Genomic DNA, 17,773 nt, shown 5'->3' on the forward strand with positions numbered 1-17,773 from the left:
GGTGGTGTCCCGACGGGCCGGGTCCCGGACGTGCGGGTGTGGTCCCCGTCACTCTGCCCAGTGCCGTCGGCGATGTCCATCCCAGCCCGGTGCCCGGCGCCGGCCCGGCAGGGGTCAGAGGAAGTCGCAGACCGTCCCGTCGGGCATCACGTGGACCAGCAGCTGGAACGGCTCGCCGTCGTCGAGCTCGAGGATGAACGTGGCCATGTCGGTGCCGGAGTCGGCCTGGTACTGCACCCCGTCGAACGTGCCGGTGGTGAAGCCCTGCCCGCCGAGGGTGTCGGTGTAGAAGTAGTCGCCGAGCACCTGCGCCGGGTCGCCACCGGCCGCCGCGGTGACGGACGCCTCCTGCACCTCGGCGCAGGAGAGGTCGTAGGCGGTCTGGAAGTCGCCCTGCCCCATCGCCTCCACCCAGGCGACCGCGACGTCGCCCGATCCGGCGTACTGGCCCCCGCTCGCCGGCACCGGCTCGGCCAACCGGGCGCCGCCGGGCAGCTGGCCGGTACCGGTGCGCGGCGCTGGTGCGGCGGTCCCGGGCGGCTGCGCGATCGCCGAACTGGTCGGGGCGGTGGCCTGCGGAGCGGTGTCCCCGTCGCCGTCCTCGTCGCCGCCGTCGACGCTCAGCAGGATGGCGAGCAGGATGCCCAGCCCGGCCAGCAGCAGCGCTCCCGCGCCGGCGAGCCACGGCAGCAACTTCCGGGACTCCTCGGGCTCCGGCTCACCGAACGGCGGAGGACCGTAGCCGCCTGGCGGGTACCCCGGCCCACCCCCGGCCCCCGGGAGGCCGTGCTGCGGCGGCTGCCCGTACGCGGGCTGCCCGTAGGGCGGCTGCTGGCCGTAGGGCGGCTGCTGGCCGGGGGCCGCCCAGCCGTACTGCTGCCCGGGCGCGGGCTGCTGACCGTGCGGCGGCCAGCCCGGCCCACCCGCCGGAGCACTGCCCGGGCGGGAGGCGGGGTCGGGCGGGCCGGCGGGGCGGTCGCCCGGGGGCGGCTGGCTCATGGCGGACGTCCTTCTCGTGCACGCCGGGCGGGATCGGCCCGGAGGACCGGAAGGTACTCAGCCCTGGTCCGGCCGCCCACGGGGTTTCGCCCGACGTGGACCGCCCCGACGGAGTCGTGACCTGGAGTGGCCGGTCGACGTCAGGCGGTACCGAACCGGCGCTGCCGGGAGGCGAACTCCTCGCACGCCGACCACAGGTGCCGGCGGTCGAAATCGGGCCAGAGCGTGTCCAGGAAGACGAACTCGGCGTAGGCCGACTGCCACAGCAGGAAGTTGCTGGTCCGGTTCTCCCCGGAGCTGCGCACGAACAGGTCGACGTCGGCCATGTCGGGCTCGTCCAGGAAGCGCGCGACGGTGTGCTCGTCGACCTTGTCCGGGTTCAGCCGGCCGGCCGCGACCTCGCGGGCGATGGCCGCGGCGGCGTCGGCGATCTCGGCCCGGCCCCCGTAGTTGACGCACATGGTGAGGGTCAGGACGTCGTTGTCCTTCGTCAGCTCCTCGGCGACCTCGAGCTCCCTGATCACCGAACGCCACAGCTTCGGCCGGCGTCCGGCCCAGCGCACCCGCACCCCGAGCTCGTGCATCTCGTCCCGGCGGCGGCGGATCACGTCCCGGTTGAACCCCATGAGGAAGCGCACCTCGTCGGGGCTGCGCCGCCAGTTCTCGGTGGAGAAGGCGTAGGCGCTGATCGCCTTCACGCCCAGCTCGATGGCCCCCTCGACGCAGTCGAACAGCGAGGACTCCCCCGCCTCGTGCCCGGCCGTGCGCGGCAGCCCGCGCTGCTTGGCCCAGCGGCCGTTGCCGTCCATGACGATGGCGATGTGCTGGGGCACCTTGTCCTTCGGCAGCTGGGGAGGCCGCGCGCCGGACGGGTGCGGATTCGGTGCCTTGACCTCACGCCTCACTGAGCAGGCTCACTTCCCGGCGGGGTGCCGACGGCTCGGTTCGATCGACCAGCGGCAGCGAGCGCAGCCCGCGCTCCAGGTGCCACTGCAGGAGGGCGGCCACCAGGCCGCTGCCCTCGCGCCGGTTGATGCCCTGGCTGGCCTCGGCCCGGCCCCAGTCGCCGGTCAGCAGCGCGTCGAGCAGCTCGATGGTGACCGGGCTGGGCATGGCCGACCCGGTGGGCCGGCAGGCGGGGCAGACGGTGCCGCCGGCGGGCACGGAGAAGTGCCGGTGCGGGCCGGCCTCGCCGCAGCGCGCGCAGTCGGCCAGCGCCGGCTCCCAGCCGGCCACCGACATGGCCCGCAGCAGGAACGCATCGAGGACCAGCGGCGCGGGGTGGCTCTTCTCCCCCAGCGCGCGCAGCGCGCCGACCACGAGGAGGAACAGCCGCAGCGAGGGCTCCTTCTCCTCGGCGGTCAGCCGGTCGGCGGTCTCCAGCACGGCGGTGCCGGCGGTGTAGGCCGGGTAGTCGGCCACGACCTCCTGGCCGTAGGACCGGATCGACTCGGCCTGGCTGACGATGTCCAGGTTGCGGCCGGTGTACAGCTGCAGGTCGACGTGGGTGAACGGTTCCAGCCGGGCGCCGAACTTGCTCTTGGTGCGGCGCACGCCCTTGGCCACCGCCCGGACCTTGCCGTGCCGGCGGGTGAGCACCGTGACGATCCGGTCGGCCTCGCCCAGCTTCTGGGTGCGCAGGACGATGCCCTCGTCCCGGTACAGCGCCTTCGGGGTGTGCGCGCTCATCGGTCGGCCGGCCCTCAGTACCCGAGCCGGTTGAGCTTCTTCGGGTCGTCCTGCCACTCACCGAGCACGGTGACGTGCAGCTCCAGGTGCACCCGGGCGCCCAGCAGCGTCTCCATGCCGGCCCGCGCCTCGGTGCCGATCGCCTTGATGATGTTCCCGCCCTTGCCCAGCAGCATCGGCTTCTGGCTGGGCCGCTCGCAGTGCAGCAGCGCGTGCACCTCGACCAGCTCGCTGCCCGCGCGCTTGGGGTCGGGACGCCGGTTCAGCTCCTCGACGGTGACCGCGAGGGAGTGCGGCACCTCCTGGCGCACCTTCTCCAGCGCGGCCTCGCGGATCAGCTCGGCGATCTGCCGCTCGACGTCCTCGTCGGTCGTCTGCTCCTCCGGGTACAGCGCCGGCCCCTCCGGGAGCAGCTTGATCAGCAGGTCCTCGAGCAGCTCGACCTGGTCGCCCCCGACCGCGCTCACCGGCACCACCTCGGTGGCCTCGACCAGCCGGCTGGCGGCCATCAGCTGCTCGGCGACCTGCACCTTGTGCGCGGCGTCGGTCTTCGTGACCACCACGACCACCGGCGCCTTCACGTCGGCGAGCTGGCGGGCGATGAACTTGTCACCGGTGCCGACCGGCTGGTCGGCGGGGATGCAGAAGACGATCACGTCGACGTCGGAGAGGGTGTCGCGGACGACGTCGTTGAGCCGCTTGCCCAGCAGGCTCTTGGGCTTGTGCAGCCCCGGGGTGTCGACCAGCACGATCTGCCCGCCCGGCCGGTGGACGACGCCGCGGATGGCGTGCCGCGTCGTCTGCGGGCGGTTGCTGACGATGCCGACCTTCTCGCCGACCATCGCGTTGGTCAGCGTGGTCTTGCCGGCGTTGGGGCGCCCGACCAGCGCGACGAAGCCACTGCGGTAGGGCTGGTCAGGGACGGTCACGGCCGCCAGTCTCCCACCGGCGGCCGACATCCCCGCGCGCCGGACTCCCGACGCGCTCCCCGCGGCGCGGCGGTCAGGACCAGGGACTGCCGATCCGGTCGCGGCGGGTGGCCGCGAGCCGGCCGAGCACGCGGACGCCGGCCACCACGTCGCCGGTCAGCCGGTGCCCGGCCTCGGCCCAGGAGCGGGCCGGCTCGCGGGCGGGTCCGGCGGTGGGGCGGCCCAGCGACCGCAGGGCGAGCACGAGCAGGAGGAGGAACAGCAGCGTCGTCACACCCCCGACCCTCCGCCGTCCGCGCTCGTCAGAGAAGTGGCAGGAGCGACCGCGTGCGCAAGAAACCTGCCAGCGCGCCGGACGTCGCACGGACCTCGGGCCGGAGCCCGGGGCGGCGGGCTGGGATGATCGCCGTCGTGCCAGGACGAGAGCGGAACCGGTCGCGGCCGCCCCGGACCGCGGCGGACCGCGAGCGGCGGCTGCACGTGGAGCAGGTGCACGGCCACCGCTTCGTCGTCGGCTGGGGGCCCAAGCGCTCGGCGACCGTCGTCCCCGCTCCGCTGCGCTACTGGCAGTACCGGCCCGGTGGCCTGGTGGCGCTCGCCCTGGCCGTGGCGGTCGTCGTGGTCTGGGTGGCGCTGTTCGCCTGGCTCGGGGGCGAGTCAGCCGCCTGGGAGGAGCTGCCGCTGGCGCTGGTCGCGGGCGTCGTCGTGTACGCCGTGAACACCCGCCGGACGACCGTCTCCGACCACGGGCTCTCGTTCGACGTCGCCGGCAGCCGCACCGACCCGTCCGCCGTGATCCCGTCGGTGCTGGTGCAGGCGGTGCGCACCGGCCGGCCGCCGGCCGGCTGGCCGCAGCCGGAGAAGCGGGGCGGGTGGTGGCCGGGCCGCACCCGGGTCGCGGTCCGGTACCTGACCGACGACGGCGAGCAGGCGCTCACCCTGTGGGCGCGCGACCCGGAGGCCCTCGCGGACGCCCTCGGCGTCCCGCTGACCCGCTAGACCGAGGCCCGCAGCACCCCGTCGGGGCCGGCCAGGTGCACCGGAGCGGTGGGCGTGAGGTCGCGGACGGCGGCCAGCCCCTCCTGCTCCACGGCGTCGGCGGCGGAGACGACCACGGCGGCCTCCAGCCCCTCCACCCCGCTGGAGACGGCGGCCGCGACGGCGGCCTGCAGCGCCGACAGCCGGAGCGAGGGCAGCGCCACGCTCGCCGCCACGTAGGTGCGGCCGTCGGTGTCGCGCACCGCCGCGCCCTCGGCGGCGCCGGTGCGGCCGCGCGCCGACCGGGCCAGGGTGACGAGCTTCGCGTCCTCGGGGTGCAGTTCAGCCACGGGGCGTCAGCCTTCCACGGCGGCGGGCAGCTCCGCGCGGGTGGCCCCCGACGGCTGCTGCTCGTCGGTGTCCTCGTCGCCGTCCTCCGACGGCTCGGGCAGCCGGCACACCAGCAGGGTGTCGATCCGGTTGCGCCGGCCCCCGGTGCTCTCGGCGACCAGGCGCAGGCCGCCGACCTCGGCGGAGGCGCCCTCGATGGGCACCCGGCCGAGCTCGCGGGCGAGCAGCCCGCCGACGGTCTCGACGTCGTCGGTCTCGGGCAGCTCCACGGTGAACAGCTGCGCGAGGTCCTGCACCGGCAGGCGGGCGGTGATCCGCATTGAGCCGTCGTCGAGCTGCTCGACCTCGGGCCGCTGGAACCGGTCGTGCTCGTCGGCGATCTCGCCGACGATCTCCTCGAGGATGTCCTCGATGGTCACCAACCCGGCGAAGCCGCCGTACTCGTCGACCACGATCGCGATGTGGATCCGCTGCGCCTGCATGTCGCGGAGCAGCTCGTCGACCGGCTTGGACTCCGGCACGAACGTCGGGGTGCGCATCAGCTCCTCGACGCGGGGGCCGCGCTGGTCGGCGCTGTGCTGCGACCGGCGGACGAGGTCCTTGAGGTAGACGACGCCGACGACGTCGTCGACGTTCTCGCCGATGACCGGGATCCGGCTGAAGCCGCTGCGCAGCGCGAGCGCGAGGGCCTGGCGGACGGTCTTGGTTCGCTCTATCCAGACGACGTCGGTGCGCGGCACCATCACCTCGCGGGCGATCGTGTCGCCGAGCTCGAACACCGAGTGGATCATGTTCCGCTCGCCGGACTCCACGACGCCGCGCTCCTCGGCCATGTCGACCAGCTCGCGCAGCTCCACCTCCGAGGAGAACGGGCCGTCGCGGAAGCCGCGCCCGGGGGTGATCGCGTTGCCGACGAGGATCAGCAGGGTGGCGACCGGGCCGAGGACCCGGCCGAGCAGCCGGACGATGCCGGCCGTGGCCAGCGCGGTGCCGTAGGCGTGCTGGCGGCCGAGCGTGCGGGGGCCGACGCCGACCAGCACGTAGCTGACCACCGTCATGACCCCGGCCGCGCCCAGGACCGCCTGCAGCGTGCTGTCCCACAGGTCGAAGAACAGCAGCGCCACGATGACCGCGGAGAGCATCTCGCAGACGATGCGCAGCAGCAGGAGCAGCGAGACGTGCCGCGCCCGCTCGGCGACGACCTCCTCCAGGGCGGCCGCCCGCTTCACGCCGTCCCGGCGCAGCTCCTCCACGCGGGCCTTCGAGACCCGCTGGAGGGCCGCCTCCATCGCGCCGAACAGGCCGGCGAGCGGGACCAGGAGGACGGCGATCGCCAGGCTGGTGATCGCGCTGGCGCTCATCGGGGACCGGGCTCCTGCCTTGCCGGCGCACCGGTCACCGGCTCGCGGGGAGCGGCGCGCCAGGCATCGATGAGCGTCGACTGGAGACCGAACATCTCCTTCTCCTCGTCGGGCTCCATGTGGTCGTACCCGAGCAGGTGCAGCACGCCGTGGGTGGCCAGCAGCACCAGCTCGTCGTCCATCGTGTGACCGGCGGCCCGGGCCTGGCGGACGGCGACGGCGGGGCACAGCACGATGTCGCCGAGCAGCGCGGGGCCGGGCTCGGGGTCGTCGGGCCGCCCGGTGTCGAACTCGTCCATGGGGAAGGCCAGCACGTCGGTGGGGCCCTTCTCGCCCATCCACCGCTCGTGCAGGCTGCTCATGTAGTCGACGTCGACGCACAGCACCGACAGCTCGGCCATCGGGTTGACCTTCATCTCGCCGAGGACGAACCGGCAGATGCCGGCCAGCTCGGCCTCGTCGACGGCGATCTCGGACTCGTTGGAGACCTCGACGGGCACGGCGGTCAGCTCCCCTGTCGGCGCGGGCGGGTGGGCCGGACCGGCGCACCCGCGGCCGGCCGGGACGTTCCGGGGGGCTGCCGGGTGGCGTCCCACCGCTCGTAGGCGTCGACGATGTCGCCGACCAGGCGGTGCCGGACGACGTCGGTGCTGGTCAGGTTGGCGAAGTGCACGTCCTCGATCCCGTCGAGGATCTCGCGGACGATCTTCAGGCCGCTCTGCGCGCCACCGGGGAGGTCGACCTGCGTGACGTCACCGGTGACCACGATCTTGGAGCCGAAACCGAGCCGGGTGAGGAACATCTTCATCTGCTCAGCAGTCGTATTCTGCGCTTCATCGAGAATTACGAATGCATCATTGAGCGTTCTACCGCGCATGTAGGCTAATGGCGCCACTTCAATTGTTCCGGACTGCATGAGACGAGGAATGGATTCCGGGTCCACCATGTCGTGCAGCGCGTCGTACAGCGGCCGCAGGTACGGGTCGATCTTCTCCGACAGCGTGCCGGGCAGGTAGCCCAGCCGCTCCCCCGCCTCGACGGCGGGCCGGGTCAGGATGATCCGGTTGACCTGCTTGGTGGTCAGCGCCTGGACCGCCTTGGCCATGGCCAGGTAGGTCTTGCCGGTGCCGGCCGGGCCGATGCCGAAGACCACCGTGTGCGAGTCGATCGCGTCCACGTAGCGCTTCTGGTTCAGCGTCTTGGGCCGGATCGTGCGGCCGCGCCGGCTGATGATGTCCAGGCTCAGCACGTCGGCCGGGCGTTCGGAACCGCCGGCCTTCAGCATGGCGATGACCCGGCGCACCGAGTCCGGGCGCAGCTGCTGCCCGGTGCCGATGAGCGCGATCAGCTCGTCGAAGACCCGCACGGCGAAGGCGTTGTCGGCCGGCTGCCCGGTGACCGCGATCTCGTTGCCGCGCACGTGCACGTCGGCGTCGACCTCGGCCTCCACGAGCCGGAGCAGCTCGTCGGCCGACCCCAGCAGGGAGACCATGGGGACGCTGTCGGGGACGGTGATGGTGGCCCGGACGGCGGCGGGGACGGCGGACGGATCGGCGAACGCGCCGTCCGCCGCGGCGGCCTGCGCCGATGCCTCACGGGACGTGGGGGCACCTGGCACGGGGACGTTCGGGGAGGTGTCGGGCAAGAACCCTCGACCCTGCCTTCCTGCGACGGCGAAGTGCGGGGACCCGCACCGATGACCCGGTCGACTCTACCCGCGCGCGCCGACCCGAATCCCGGCTCGCCCGTCCGGGTCAGCGGCCGGTGTACGTGGCCTTCCCCGGCCCGTCGGTCAGGAAGGACGCGACCGCGCCGCGCAGGTCGTCGGTGGCGAACAGCGGCCCGGAAAGCTCCGGCACCCGGGCGTCGGCCGCGCGGGCCCCCTCGCGGACGGCGATGCTCGCCAGCTGCTTGGTCGCCGCGTGCGCCACGGTGGGGCCGGCGGCGACCCGGTGCGCGTACGCGCGGGCCGCCTCGGCGAAGCCCTCGTCCGGCAGCACCCGGTTCACCACGTTCCAGCGCTCGAGCACGGCGGCCGGGTAGCGCTCACCGGTGTAGACGAGCTCCTTGGCCCGGGCGGGCCCGGCGCGCTCGGCCAGCCGCTGCGGCCCGCCCATCGAGGGCGTGAGACCCACGACGATCTCGACCAGGCCGAAGGACGCCTTCTCCGCGGCCAGGAGGATGTCGCAGGAGAGCGCCAGCTCGAAGGCGGCGGTCAGGCACAGGCCGTGCGCGGCGAAGACGGTCGGGACCGGCAGGTCCTCGAACGTGTTGGCCACCCGCAGCAGCCGCTCCCACAGCTCCCCGCCGACCCGGGCCGGCTCGGGGCCCTCGGCGATGTCGCGGAAGTAGGTCACGTCGACCCCGCCGGAGACCACCTTGCCGCGCGCCTCGACCAGCACCGCGCGGGCCCGGTCGGCCCGCGACGGATCGGTCAGGGCCACCAGCTCGCCGGCCACCGTCTCCATCGCGTCGAACGTCGCGGCGTCGAAGAGGTTGAGCGGCGGGTTGTCCAGGACGACGACGGCGACGTCCCCGTCGCGCTCGATGCGGAGGGGTGCGGTGCTCTCGGCCATGCCCCCACCCTCTCAGCCTCCCACTCGAGCCGCAGCCACGGCCGTCCCGGAGGGCGCCCGCTCAGCCGGGCGGCCAGCCGAGTTCGCGGCCGCCGAGCACGTGCAGGTGGACGTGGTGGACGGTCTGCCCGGCGGCCGGACCGGTGTTCGCCACCAGCCGGTAGCCGGGCTCGGCGCCGTCGCCGGCGACCAGGCCCTCCTGCCGGGCCACCGCGTGCGCGGCGGCGACGACCTCGCCCATCAGCGCCGGGTCCTTCTCGGCCAGGGCACCGGCGGTCGGGTGGTGGTCGGTGGGGATGACCAGCACGTGCGTCGCGGCCTGCGGATTGATGTCGCGGAAGGCCAGCACCCGGTCGGTGCGGTGGACGACGTCGGCGGGGATCTCACCGGCGACCATGCGGCAGAACAGGCAGTCGGTCACGCCGCCGACCCTAACCGGGCCGGGCCGTCAGCCGCCGCTCTCGACGCCGAGGTAGGCCTGCACGATGCGCTCGTCGGCGAGCAGCTCCCCGGCCGGCCCGGCGTGCACGACCTCGCCGCTCTGCAGCACGTACCCGTGGTCGGCGGCGCGCAGCGCCCGGCGGGCGTTCTGCTCCACCAGCACGACGGTCGTCCCCGAGGCGCGGATCTCCTCGATGACGCGGAACACCTCGTCGACGATCTTGGGGGCCAGGCCCATCGACGGCTCGTCCATGAGCATCACCGTCGGCTCCGCCACCAGGGCGCGCGCGATGGCGAGCATCTGCTGCTCGCCGCCGGACAGCGCACCGGCCGGCAGCGCCCGCCGCTCGGCCAGCACCGGGAACCGGTCGTACATCGCGTCCACCGAGCGGGCACCGCCGGCCCCCGAGTGCCACGTGCCCATCTGGAGGTTCTCCTCGATGGTGAGCGTGGCGAGGATCTGCCGGCCCTCGGGCACCTGCACCAGCCCCCGGCCCACCAGCTTGTGCGCCGGGGTCCGGGTGATGTCCTGGCCCTCGAAGGTGATCCGCCCACCGGCCGGCCGCAGCATGCCCGAGACGGCGTTGATGACCGAGGACTTGCCGGCCCCGTTCGCCCCGACCAGCGTCACCAGCGAGCCCTGCTCGGCCCGGAAGGAGACGTCCCGCACCGCCTCGACCCGGCCGTAGGTCACCCGCAGGTCCTCCACGGTGAGGATCGGGTCGCTCATGTCGCATCCCTCGGGGTGGAGTCGGGTGTGTCCAGGGTGCCGGCGGCGCCGGGCCTCAGGTTCGCGACCGCATCCGGGGGCGCGGCCTCGGCACCGGCAGCGGTGGCGCCCGCGCGGGGGCTGCCGGCGAGCGGGCCGCCGTCCGCGTCGTCGTCGGCCGAGCCCAGGTAGGCCTCGATGACCGCCGGGTCGGCGGCGACCTGGTCCGGCGTGCCGCTCGCGATCACCTCGCCGAAGTTGAGGACGACGACCCGGGTGCAGGTCTGCAGGACCATCCCGACGTTGTGCTCGATGAACAGGATGGTCAGCCCGTCCAGCGCCAGCGACCTGATCAGCTCCGACAGCCGCCCGGCCTCGACGTGGTTCATCCCCGCGGCCGGCTCGTCCAGGATGAGCAGGGACGGGTCGGAGGCCAGCGCCCGGGCGATCTCCAGCCGGCGCTGGTCGCCGTAGGACAGCGCCTCCGCCCGGCTGGCGGCGAGGTCCGTGAGGCCCACGCGCTCCAGGCAGCGCGCCGCCTGCCGCAGCGCGGCCCGTTCGTCCCGGCGCGCCGAGGGCAGCCAGAGCAGCCGCCGCAGGAAGGTCGGCCGGCTCACCAGGTGGGCGCCGACCAGGACGTTCTCCAGCGCCGACAGCCGGTTGAACAGCTTGGAGTGCTGGAAGGTGCGGCTCACCCCGGCCGCCGCGATCCGGTGCACCGGGGTGCTGCCGATCGCCGTGCCGAGCACGGTCGCGCTGCCGGAGCTGGGCGGGACCAGCCCGCTGATCATGTTCACCAGGGTCGTCTTGCCGGCCCCGTTCGGGCCGATCAGGCCGACGACCTCGCCGGCCCGGATCTCCAGGTCCACGCCCCGGACCGCGTGCACCCCGCCGTACTCCTTGCCGAGGCCGGCGAGGGTGATCACCGGCTCGCCGGCGGCCGGGTGACGGCGACCGGCCAGGCCGGTGGTGTCGTCGTCGTCGGCCGCACCGGACGGCATCCGGGTCCGGCGCGGCAGCAGGCTGGCCAGGCCTCCGGGCAGGAACAGGATGACGACCAGCAGGAGCAGGCCGGCGAGGAACGGCCGGATCCAGCCCGCCTCCACCCCGACCGCCCGCTGGATCTCCGGGACGATCGTCTGGAACCCGCTGCCCAGCAGCGGCCCCAGGAACATCGTGGAGCCTCCGACCACGGCGGTGACCAGCCCCTCGACGGCCGCGACGAAGTCGAAGTCGTTGGGGGCGATGAGCCGGACGTAGTAGGCGTAGAGGACGCCGTACAGGCCGGCGACCGCACCCGCGGTGACGAACGCGGCGAGCCGGTGGCGGCCCACGTCGATGCCCATGGAGCGGGCGGCCAGCTCGTCCTCGCGGATGGCCTCCAGGGCCCGTCCGTAGCGCGAGCGCCCCATCCGCCAGAACCAGTAGGCGACCAGCGCGAGCGCGGTCCAGGCCATGCCGACGGTGAGCACCCGGGGCACCCCGAGCCCCTGGGCGCCGCCGGTCCACTCCTGGTTGAGCAGCACCACGCGGACCGCCTCGGCGAACCCCAGGGTGGCGATGGCCAGGAAGACCCCGCGCAGGTGCATGGTCGGCAGGCCGAGGACGACGGCGCCGATCGCACCGACCGACATGCCGATCGCCACGGCGATCAGCAGTGCGGCGACGTCGCCGACGTCGTCCCCGCTGGGGGCCAGGTAGGCCCCGGAGAACGCGGCCAGGGAGGCGAACCCGGCCTGGCCGAGGCTGAGCTGCCCGGCGATCAGGACGGCGTAGAACGAGTAGGCGAAGATCGCCCCGAGGGCGATGAAGGTCAGCGTGGTGGCGTACTGGCCCAGCATCAGACCTCCCGGACCTTCCGCGCGCCGAGCAGCCCCTGCGGGCGCAGCAGCAGGATCACGAACAGCAGGCCGAACGCGATGACGTTCACCCACGACGAGCCGATGTACTGGACGGCGAACACCTCGGCCAGGCCCAGCAGCAGGCCGCCGATGAGCGCGCCCGGCAGCGAGCCCATGCCGCCGACGATGATGACGGCCAGGCCCTTGAGCTCGATCGCCGCGCCCATGCCCAGCTGGGCGGTGTTCACGTTGATGGCGAACAGCACGCCGGCCACCGCGCCGAGCGCCGAGGAGATCGCGAACGTGACCGCGGTGACCCGGTCGACGTTCACGCCGAGCACCCGCGCCGCCGTCGGGTTCTCCGCGACCGCGCGCATCCCCCGGCCCAGCCGGGTCCGGGTGACCATGTAGGTCAGCCCCACCATCAGGGCCAGGGAGACCACGAGGATCACCACCTGCACGAGGGTGACCTGGGCACCGAACACCTCGTACCGGGTGTCGGGGAACGAGCCCGGTGGGAAGCGGCGGGTGTCCGGGCCGTAGCGCCACTGGAGCACCGCGATCAGCATGCCGGCGAGCGCGATCGAGGAGATCAGCCCGGCGAAGTGGGCGTCGGGCCGGTTCTTGAGCGGCCGGAACGCCACGCGCTCGATGACCAGGCCCAGGACGGCGCCGAAGACGAACACGATCGGCAGCGCGGCCCAGAGGGAGAGGCCACCCCGCTCGACCAGCTCGATGCCGACGAAGGCGGAGGCGGCGAAGACCGCGGGGTGCGCGAGGTTCAGCCGGTCGAGGATGCCGAAGACCAGCGTGAACCCGATGGCGAACAACGCGTAGATCGAGCCGATGAAGATGCCGTTGAGGAGCTGCTGCACAGCGTTGCCTGTTCTCGTCGTGGGTGCCCGGGCACGGTAGCCGACACGCCGCCGGGGGCCCGGTCCGAGGACCGGGCCCCCGGCGGGGTCGCAGCGCGGTGCCGGCCGGTCGGCCGGCCGGCACCGCGCGCCGGATCACTCCAGAACGGCGAACGCGCCGTTCTCGACCACCTGCACGACGGCCGGGTGGTCGGCGTCCCGGTTCTCGTCGATGGAGAACTCGCCGAGGACGGTGGGCACGTCCTCGATCTGGCCCAGCGCCTCCTGGATGCTGTCGCGCTCGGCGGAGCAGTTCGCCCGCACCGCCTGGTCGACCAGCTTGAGCCCGGTGTAGGCCTGCGCGGCGAACTGGTCGGGCTGCGCGCCGTACTCGGCCTCGTAGGCCTCGAGGAACGCCTGGTTCTCCGGGTTGTCGGACGAGGAGTTCCACGCGGCGCCGACGACGACGCCCTCGGCCGCCTCGCCGGCGTCGGCCATCAGCGTCGGGTTGTTGAACCCGTTGCCACCGATGATCGGGACGTCGATGCCGAGCTCGCGGGCCTGGGTCACCAGCGGCACCGCGGCCTCGATCAGCGCCGAGACGACCAGCGCGTCCGGGTCGCTCTCCTGGGCCTGGGTCAGCAACGCGCGGAAGTCGGTGTCGGACTTGGAGAAGGTGATCGTCTCGCTGACGGTCACGCCCTCCTCCTCCAGCGCGGCGGCGAACGCCTCGTAGCCGGACTCGGTGAACGCGTCGTCGTTGCTGTACATGACGACGACGTCCTCGAGCCCGAACTGCTCGGTCGCCTGGGCGATCGTCTGCGGGATCACCGCCTGCTCGGTGAGCGAGTCGCGGAAGATGTAGTCGCCGATCTCCGTGACGCCCGCGGCGGTGTTGGAGATGCCCAGCACCGGGACGCCGGCCTCCTGGGCGATCGGGTCGGCCTGGACGGCGGCGTTGGACAGCGTGGGCCCGATGATCAGGCTCGCACCGTCGGAGACGAACTGCTCGAACAGCGTGATGGCCTGGCGGGGGTCGGTCTGGTCGTCCTCGATCGTGAGGTCGTAGGTGACGCCGTCCTGCTCGGCCAGCTCCCCGGCGGCGAGCTCCAGGCCGCGCTGCTGCGACTCGCCGTAGCTGGCGGCGGCACCGGTGAGGCTGAGCACCGCGCCGAGGGGCACCTCGCCCTCGATGGTGCAGGACTCGCCGCTGCCCTCGCCGGTCAGCCCGCCGGAGGCGGCAGAGTCCCCGCCACCGCCGGACTCACCGGAGCCGCACGAGGCGAGGAGGAGGGCCGCGGCGCCGGCCGCGGCGACGGTGTGGAGCTTGGTGCGCATGTCTCTCCCTTGTCGAGCACGACGCCCGCGCCGGCCGCGACGAGGCGGCCGCGCATCACTGGCGGACGGGCCGGTCCGTGGCACCCGGGCGTCGTGGGCCGACCGCATCCGGTCGGCTGGTTACGGGCGTCACACTAGGCACCTCGCGGTCGCCCTCTGACAGGGGCGTGGGAAGCGTGCCCAGAACGTGACCGGCCGGATCGCCGGGATCGCGCGTCGGCGGCACGGCGCGCCGGGCCCACCACACCGGGTGCAGGATGGGTCGCCCCCTCTCCCCCTCTCGCCGGAGGCCGTCGTGTCCCGTCCCGTCCCCCCTGCGCGCACGTAGTGCGCGGCCCCGCCGCCGCCCGGTCGGGTGGCCTCGATCCCGGATCCGCTCCCCTCCCGCTCCTCCGACGCATCGCCGCGCTCCTGCTGGTCGCCGTCCTCGCCGGCTGCGGCAGCACGTCGCCGGCCGCCGGCTCCACGGACGACCCGGGTCCGCTGCGCATCGGCGCCATCCCCGACCAGGACCCCGAGGTCCTGCAGCGGCTGCACGGCACCGTGGCGGACTCGCTCTCCACGGCCCTCGACCTGGACGTCGAGTACGTGCCTGTCACCGACTACGCCGCCGCCGTCTCGCTGTTCCGCACCGGTGACCTGGACCTGGTCTGGTTCGGCGGCCTCACCGGCGTGCAGGCCCGGCTGCAGACCCCCGGCGCCGTCCCGATCGCCCAGCGCGACATCGACGAGGACTTCCACTCCGTCTTCGTGGTGAACGCGGGCACCGGCCTGGCGCCGTCCGACGACCTGACCCCGCTCGGCGACCTGCGCTTCACCTACGGCAGCGAGACGTCGACCTCGGGTCGGCTGATGCCGGCGTACTTCCTCGCCGAGCAGGGCGTCGACCCCGAGGGTTTCCCGGGCGGCCCGGGCTTCTCCGGCTCGCACGACGCGACGCTGTCCCTCGTCGCCTCGGGCAGCTACCAGGCCGGGGTGTTGAACGAGCAGGTCTACGAGTCGCGCGCGGCCGCCGGCGAGATCGACCCGGCGGTCGTCCGGTACGCCCGGACCCCGGCCTACCACGACTACCACTGGCTGCTCGGCCCCCGCGCGGTCGAGCGGTTCGGCGCCGACCTGCCCGACCGGCTGACGGGCTACTTCACCGGGCTGTCCGCCGACGTCCCCGCCGACGCCGAGGTGCTCGAGCTGTTCGGGGCCGGGTCCTTCGTGCCCACGGAGGCGGCGAACTACGACCAGATCGAGCAGATCGGCCGCGACCTGGGGCTGGTCAACTGACCGAGGTCGCGCGGCTCACCGGCATCGAGGTCCGCTTCGGCGGCACGCCCGCCCTGGCCGGGGTGGACCTCGCCGTGGCCGCGGGCGAGCGGGTCGCCGTCGTCGGCGCGTCAGGTGCGGGCAAGTCGACGCTGCTGAACGTGCTCAACGGCGCGGTGACCCCGGCGGCGGGGCAGGTGCGGGTGCTCGGGCGCGACCCGACGGCGCTGCGCGGCCGGGAGCTGCGCCGGCTGCGGGCCCGCACCGGCACCGTCCACCAGCACCTGGAGCTGACCGGCGCCCTGCGGGTGGTGCACAACGTGAACGCCGGGCGGCTGGGCTCGTGGCCGGCCTCCCGGGCGGCGTGGTCGCTGCTCCGCCCGCAGGACCCGGGCACGGTGCGGGACGCCCTGGGCCGGGTGGGGCTCGCCGACCGGATGTACGAGCGCACCGACCGGCTGTCGGGCGGGCAGCGGCAGCGGGTGGCGCTGGCCCGGCTGCTCGTGCAGCAGCCCGACCTGGTGCTCGCCGACGAGCCGGCGTCCGCCCTGGACCCGGCCCTGGCCGACCTCGCCCTCGGCCTGCTGGGCGACCTGGCGACCGGCCGGGGCGGCGCGCTGCTGGCCTGCCTGCACGACCCCGCCCTGGCCCTGCGGCACTGCGACCGGGTCGTCGGCCTCGCCGCCGGCCGGGTGGTGCTGGACGCCCCCGCCCGCAGCCTGACGGTGGTGGAGCTGGAGCGGTTCTACGGGGTCACCCGGTGACGACCGTCCTCGACCGGGCGGCGCCCCCGGCGGCCCGGCTGCACCGGGACCGGCGCCGGTGGGCGTGGGCGCTGGCCGGCGTCGTCCTGGTCGGCTGGGCGCTGGCCGGCAGCGGGCTGTTCTCCGGGCCGGTGCTCAACCCGGCCGGCGCCGGTCAGGCCGGCCGCTTCCTGTCCGCCGCGCTGCGCCCGGAGCTGGACGGCGGGTTCCTGCGCGTCGTCGCCGGCTCCACCCTGGTGACCCTCGCCTACGCCGTCCTCGGTGCCGGGCTGGCCGTGCTGCTCGGGGCGCTGGCCGCGGTCCCGGTCTCCCGCACGGCCTGGGGAGGACGGCGCACCGGCTGGCTGCTGACCCGCGGGGTGCTCGCGCTGCCCCGGGGGCTGCACGAGGCGGTGTGGGGCCTGCTGCTGGTCAACGTCCTCGGCCTGGACCCGTGGGTGGGCGTGCTGGCCATCGCCGCCCCCTACGGGGCGATCACCGCCAAGGTCTTCGCCGACCTGCTGGACGAGGTGCCCCGCGGTAGCTACGACGCCCTGCTCGCGGCGGGCGCCGGGCGGGGGACGGCGGCGCTGTACGGGCTGCTGCCCGCAGCCTCCGGCGGGCTGCTCTCGTACTCCTTCTACCGGCTGGAGTGCGCGGTCCGGTCGGCGGTCGTCCTCGGCCTGATCGGCGCCGGGGGGCTGGGGTACCAGCTCGCCCTGTCGTTCACCTCGCTGCGCTGGGAGCAGGTGTGGACGACGGTCTACGCGCTCGCCCTGCTGTGCCTGCTGGCCGACGTCGGCGGCCGGGCCGTGCGCCGACGGGTCGCGGCGCCCCGACGCACGGGGTACCGGCGCGATCCGCTGCCTGCCGGCGCGGTGCTCGCCGTCGTCGCCGGGGTCGGGTGGGCGCTCTGGTACCTGGCGCTCTCCCCCGCCGCGCTGGTTTCCGCGCGCACCCGCGAGCAGCTGGCCTACCTCGGCTCGGCCGCGTGGCCACCGGCGGTCGACGGCGAGCTGCTCGGCGACGTCTGGTCCACCGCCCTGGACGCGCTGCGGATGTCGGTCCTGGCGATCGCGTTCGCCGCGGCCGGGGCGGTGGCGCTGGCCGCGCTCGCGGCGCGTCCGCATGGTCCGGCCGGGCCGGTCCGCCGCACCGCGGGGGCGCTCACCCGGCTGGCGCTGCTCCTGCTGCGCGCCGTCCCGCCGCCGGTGTGGGCGCTGGTGCTGCTGTTCGTCCTGCTGCCCGGCGTCCTGCCCGGTGCGCTGGCCCTCGGGGTCTACACCCTCGGCGTGCTCGGCCGCCTGGTAGGCGAGGCCGTCGAGGAGGCCGACCGGCGCCCGGCCGAGGCGCTGCGCGCCATGGGGTCCTCCCCCGTCGGCCGGTGGCTCTACGGCTCCGCCCCGGCGCTCGCCGGTCCGGTGCTGGCGCTGTCGCTCTACCGCTGGGAGGTGGCGATCCGCGACACCGTGCTCGTCGGGCTGCTCGGCGCCGGCGGCATCGGGGTGCTGCTCTCGGCCCGGACGTCGGCGTTCGACTGGCCCGCCGTGACCACCGTGCTGGCCGCGATCGTGCTGCTCACCTTCCTGGTGGACCTGGTCAGCGACCGCGCCCGCGCCGCCCTGCGATGACCGGACGATGCCCGGCTCCCCGCGTCCTGGCTCACCTGGTGTGGTCCTGGCTCAGCGTCGACGGTGAGCCAGGACC

At 74.3% G+C, this 17,773-nt stretch carries 19 protein-coding genes; 4 read left to right on the forward strand and 15 right to left on the reverse strand.

Annotated features, from left to right (window positions below; all coding sequences use genetic code 11):
• Window positions 1-114 precede the first annotated feature (114 nt).
• The 5 genes from O2W17_RS02115 to O2W17_RS02135 form a co-directional block, all read right to left on the reverse strand.
• Window positions 115-999, reverse strand: a complete 885-nt coding sequence (locus O2W17_RS02115) for a hypothetical protein (protein ID WP_269190741.1) — start codon at window positions 997-999, stop codon at window positions 115-117.
• 140 nt (window positions 1,000-1,139) lie between these two features.
• Window positions 1,140-1,904, reverse strand: coding sequence for an isoprenyl transferase (locus O2W17_RS02120; protein WP_269190742.1), 765 nt, complete (start codon window positions 1,902-1,904; stop codon window positions 1,140-1,142).
• Window positions 1,894-2,688: a DNA repair protein RecO gene (recO, locus tag O2W17_RS02125; protein WP_269190743.1), complete on the reverse strand. Its 795-nt coding sequence runs from the start codon at window positions 2,686-2,688 to the stop codon at window positions 1,894-1,896. The genes O2W17_RS02120 and recO overlap by 11 nt, the downstream gene beginning before the upstream one ends.
• Window positions 2,689-2,702: 14 nt before the next feature.
• On the reverse strand, window positions 2,703-3,617 hold the full coding sequence (era, locus tag O2W17_RS02130) for a GTPase Era (protein ID WP_269190744.1): 915 nt from the start codon (window positions 3,615-3,617) through the stop codon (window positions 2,703-2,705).
• Window positions 3,618-3,690: 73 nt separating this feature from the next.
• On the reverse strand, window positions 3,691-3,891 hold the full coding sequence (locus tag O2W17_RS02135) for a hypothetical protein (RefSeq protein ID WP_269190745.1): 201 nt from the start codon (window positions 3,889-3,891) through the stop codon (window positions 3,691-3,693).
• A 137-nt stretch (window positions 3,892-4,028) separates the two neighbouring features.
• Here O2W17_RS02135 and O2W17_RS02140 point away from each other — a divergent pair, with 137 nt between their 5' ends.
• Window positions 4,029-4,616, forward strand: a complete 588-nt coding sequence (locus O2W17_RS02140; RefSeq protein WP_269190746.1) for a hypothetical protein — start codon at window positions 4,029-4,031, stop codon at window positions 4,614-4,616.
• Here the strand turns inward: O2W17_RS02140 and O2W17_RS02145 are convergent.
• The 10 genes from O2W17_RS02145 to O2W17_RS02190 all read right to left on the reverse strand — a co-directional run bounded on the left by O2W17_RS02145 (window position 4,613) and on the right by O2W17_RS02190 (window position 14,066).
• Window positions 4,613-4,945 (reverse strand): cytidine deaminase, encoded by a 333-nt coding sequence (locus O2W17_RS02145; protein ID WP_269190747.1) that lies wholly within the window; start codon window positions 4,943-4,945, stop codon window positions 4,613-4,615. The genes O2W17_RS02140 and O2W17_RS02145 overlap by 4 nt on opposite strands.
• Window positions 4,946-4,951: 6 nt before the next feature.
• On the reverse strand, window positions 4,952-6,307 hold the full coding sequence (locus tag O2W17_RS02150; RefSeq protein WP_269190748.1) for a hemolysin family protein: 1,356 nt from the start codon (window positions 6,305-6,307) through the stop codon (window positions 4,952-4,954).
• A complete protein-coding gene (gene ybeY, locus O2W17_RS02155; RefSeq protein ID WP_269190749.1) occupies window positions 6,304-6,807 on the reverse strand; it encodes an rRNA maturation RNase YbeY in 504 nt (167 codons plus the stop codon). Before ybeY ends, O2W17_RS02150 begins: the two co-directional genes overlap by 4 nt.
• Window positions 6,808-6,812: 5 nt before the next feature.
• The gene (locus tag O2W17_RS02160; RefSeq protein WP_269190750.1) at window positions 6,813-7,925 is read right to left on the reverse strand and encodes a PhoH family protein; all 1,113 of its coding nucleotides are present in this window, start codon (window positions 7,923-7,925) and stop codon (window positions 6,813-6,815) included.
• A 136-nt stretch (window positions 7,926-8,061) separates the two neighbouring features.
• The gene (locus O2W17_RS02165; protein WP_269190751.1) at window positions 8,062-8,883 is read right to left on the reverse strand and encodes an enoyl-CoA hydratase/isomerase family protein; all 822 of its coding nucleotides are present in this window, start codon (window positions 8,881-8,883) and stop codon (window positions 8,062-8,064) included.
• Between the two features lie 61 nt (window positions 8,884-8,944).
• Window positions 8,945-9,304 (reverse strand): histidine triad nucleotide-binding protein, encoded by a 360-nt coding sequence (locus tag O2W17_RS02170; protein WP_269190752.1) that lies wholly within the window; start codon window positions 9,302-9,304, stop codon window positions 8,945-8,947.
• Between the two features lie 27 nt (window positions 9,305-9,331).
• A complete protein-coding gene (locus O2W17_RS02175) occupies window positions 9,332-10,054 on the reverse strand; it encodes an ABC transporter ATP-binding protein (RefSeq protein WP_269190753.1) in 723 nt (240 codons plus the stop codon).
• Window positions 10,051-11,874 carry a branched-chain amino acid ABC transporter ATP-binding protein/permease gene (locus tag O2W17_RS02180; protein ID WP_269190754.1) on the reverse strand — a complete coding sequence of 608 codons (1,824 nt, stop codon included), beginning with the start codon at window positions 11,872-11,874 and terminating at the stop codon, window positions 10,051-10,053. Before O2W17_RS02180 ends, O2W17_RS02175 begins: the two co-directional genes overlap by 4 nt.
• Complete coding sequence (locus tag O2W17_RS02185) at window positions 11,874-12,749, reverse strand: branched-chain amino acid ABC transporter permease (protein ID WP_269190755.1); 876 nt, start codon at window positions 12,747-12,749, stop codon at window positions 11,874-11,876. Before O2W17_RS02185 ends, O2W17_RS02180 begins: the two co-directional genes overlap by 1 nt.
• A gap of 135 nt (window positions 12,750-12,884) precedes the next feature.
• Window positions 12,885-14,066 carry an ABC transporter substrate-binding protein gene (locus tag O2W17_RS02190; protein ID WP_269190756.1) on the reverse strand — a complete coding sequence of 394 codons (1,182 nt, stop codon included), beginning with the start codon at window positions 14,064-14,066 and terminating at the stop codon, window positions 12,885-12,887.
• Window positions 14,067-14,393: 327 nt separating this feature from the next.
• Between O2W17_RS02190 and O2W17_RS02195 the strand changes: the two genes are divergently transcribed.
• From O2W17_RS02195 to O2W17_RS02205, 3 genes are all read left to right on the forward strand, one after another.
• A complete protein-coding gene (locus tag O2W17_RS02195; protein ID WP_269190757.1) occupies window positions 14,394-15,344 on the forward strand; it encodes a putative selenate ABC transporter substrate-binding protein in 951 nt (316 codons plus the stop codon).
• Window positions 15,345-15,406: 62 nt separating this feature from the next.
• Window positions 15,407-16,087: a phosphonate ABC transporter ATP-binding protein gene (locus O2W17_RS02200; RefSeq protein ID WP_269190758.1), complete on the forward strand. Its 681-nt coding sequence runs from the start codon at window positions 15,407-15,409 to the stop codon at window positions 16,085-16,087.
• The gene (locus O2W17_RS02205; RefSeq protein ID WP_269190759.1) at window positions 16,084-17,697 is read left to right on the forward strand and encodes a PhnE/PtxC family ABC transporter permease; all 1,614 of its coding nucleotides are present in this window, start codon (window positions 16,084-16,086) and stop codon (window positions 17,695-17,697) included. The genes O2W17_RS02200 and O2W17_RS02205 overlap by 4 nt, the downstream gene beginning before the upstream one ends.
• The last annotated feature ends 76 nt before the right edge of the window (window positions 17,698-17,773 follow it).

The organism is Blastococcus sp. VKM Ac-2987, assembly GCF_026967805.1.
In the GTDB taxonomy this organism is placed as follows: Bacteria; Actinomycetota; Actinomycetes; order Mycobacteriales; family Geodermatophilaceae; genus Blastococcus.

Coding starts and splice junctions, on each gene's coding strand:
- O2W17_RS02115 (WP_269190741.1), bottom strand. CDS start 999: ATGAGCCAGCCGCCCCCGGGCGACCGCCCCGCCGGCCCGCCCGACCCC.
- recO (WP_269190743.1), bottom strand. CDS start 2,688: ATGAGCGCGCACACCCCGAAGGCGCTGTACCGGGACGAGGGCATCGTC.
- O2W17_RS02150 (WP_269190748.1), bottom strand. CDS start 6,307: ATGAGCGCCAGCGCGATCACCAGCCTGGCGATCGCCGTCCTCCTGGTC.
- O2W17_RS02165 (WP_269190751.1), bottom strand. CDS start 8,883: ATGGCCGAGAGCACCGCACCCCTCCGCATCGAGCGCGACGGGGACGTC.
- O2W17_RS02175 (WP_269190753.1), bottom strand. CDS start 10,054: ATGAGCGACCCGATCCTCACCGTGGAGGACCTGCGGGTGACCTACGGC.
- O2W17_RS02180 (WP_269190754.1), bottom strand. CDS start 11,874: ATGCTGGGCCAGTACGCCACCACGCTGACCTTCATCGCCCTCGGGGCG.
- O2W17_RS02190 (WP_269190756.1), bottom strand. CDS start 14,066: ATGCGCACCAAGCTCCACACCGTCGCCGCGGCCGGCGCCGCGGCCCTC.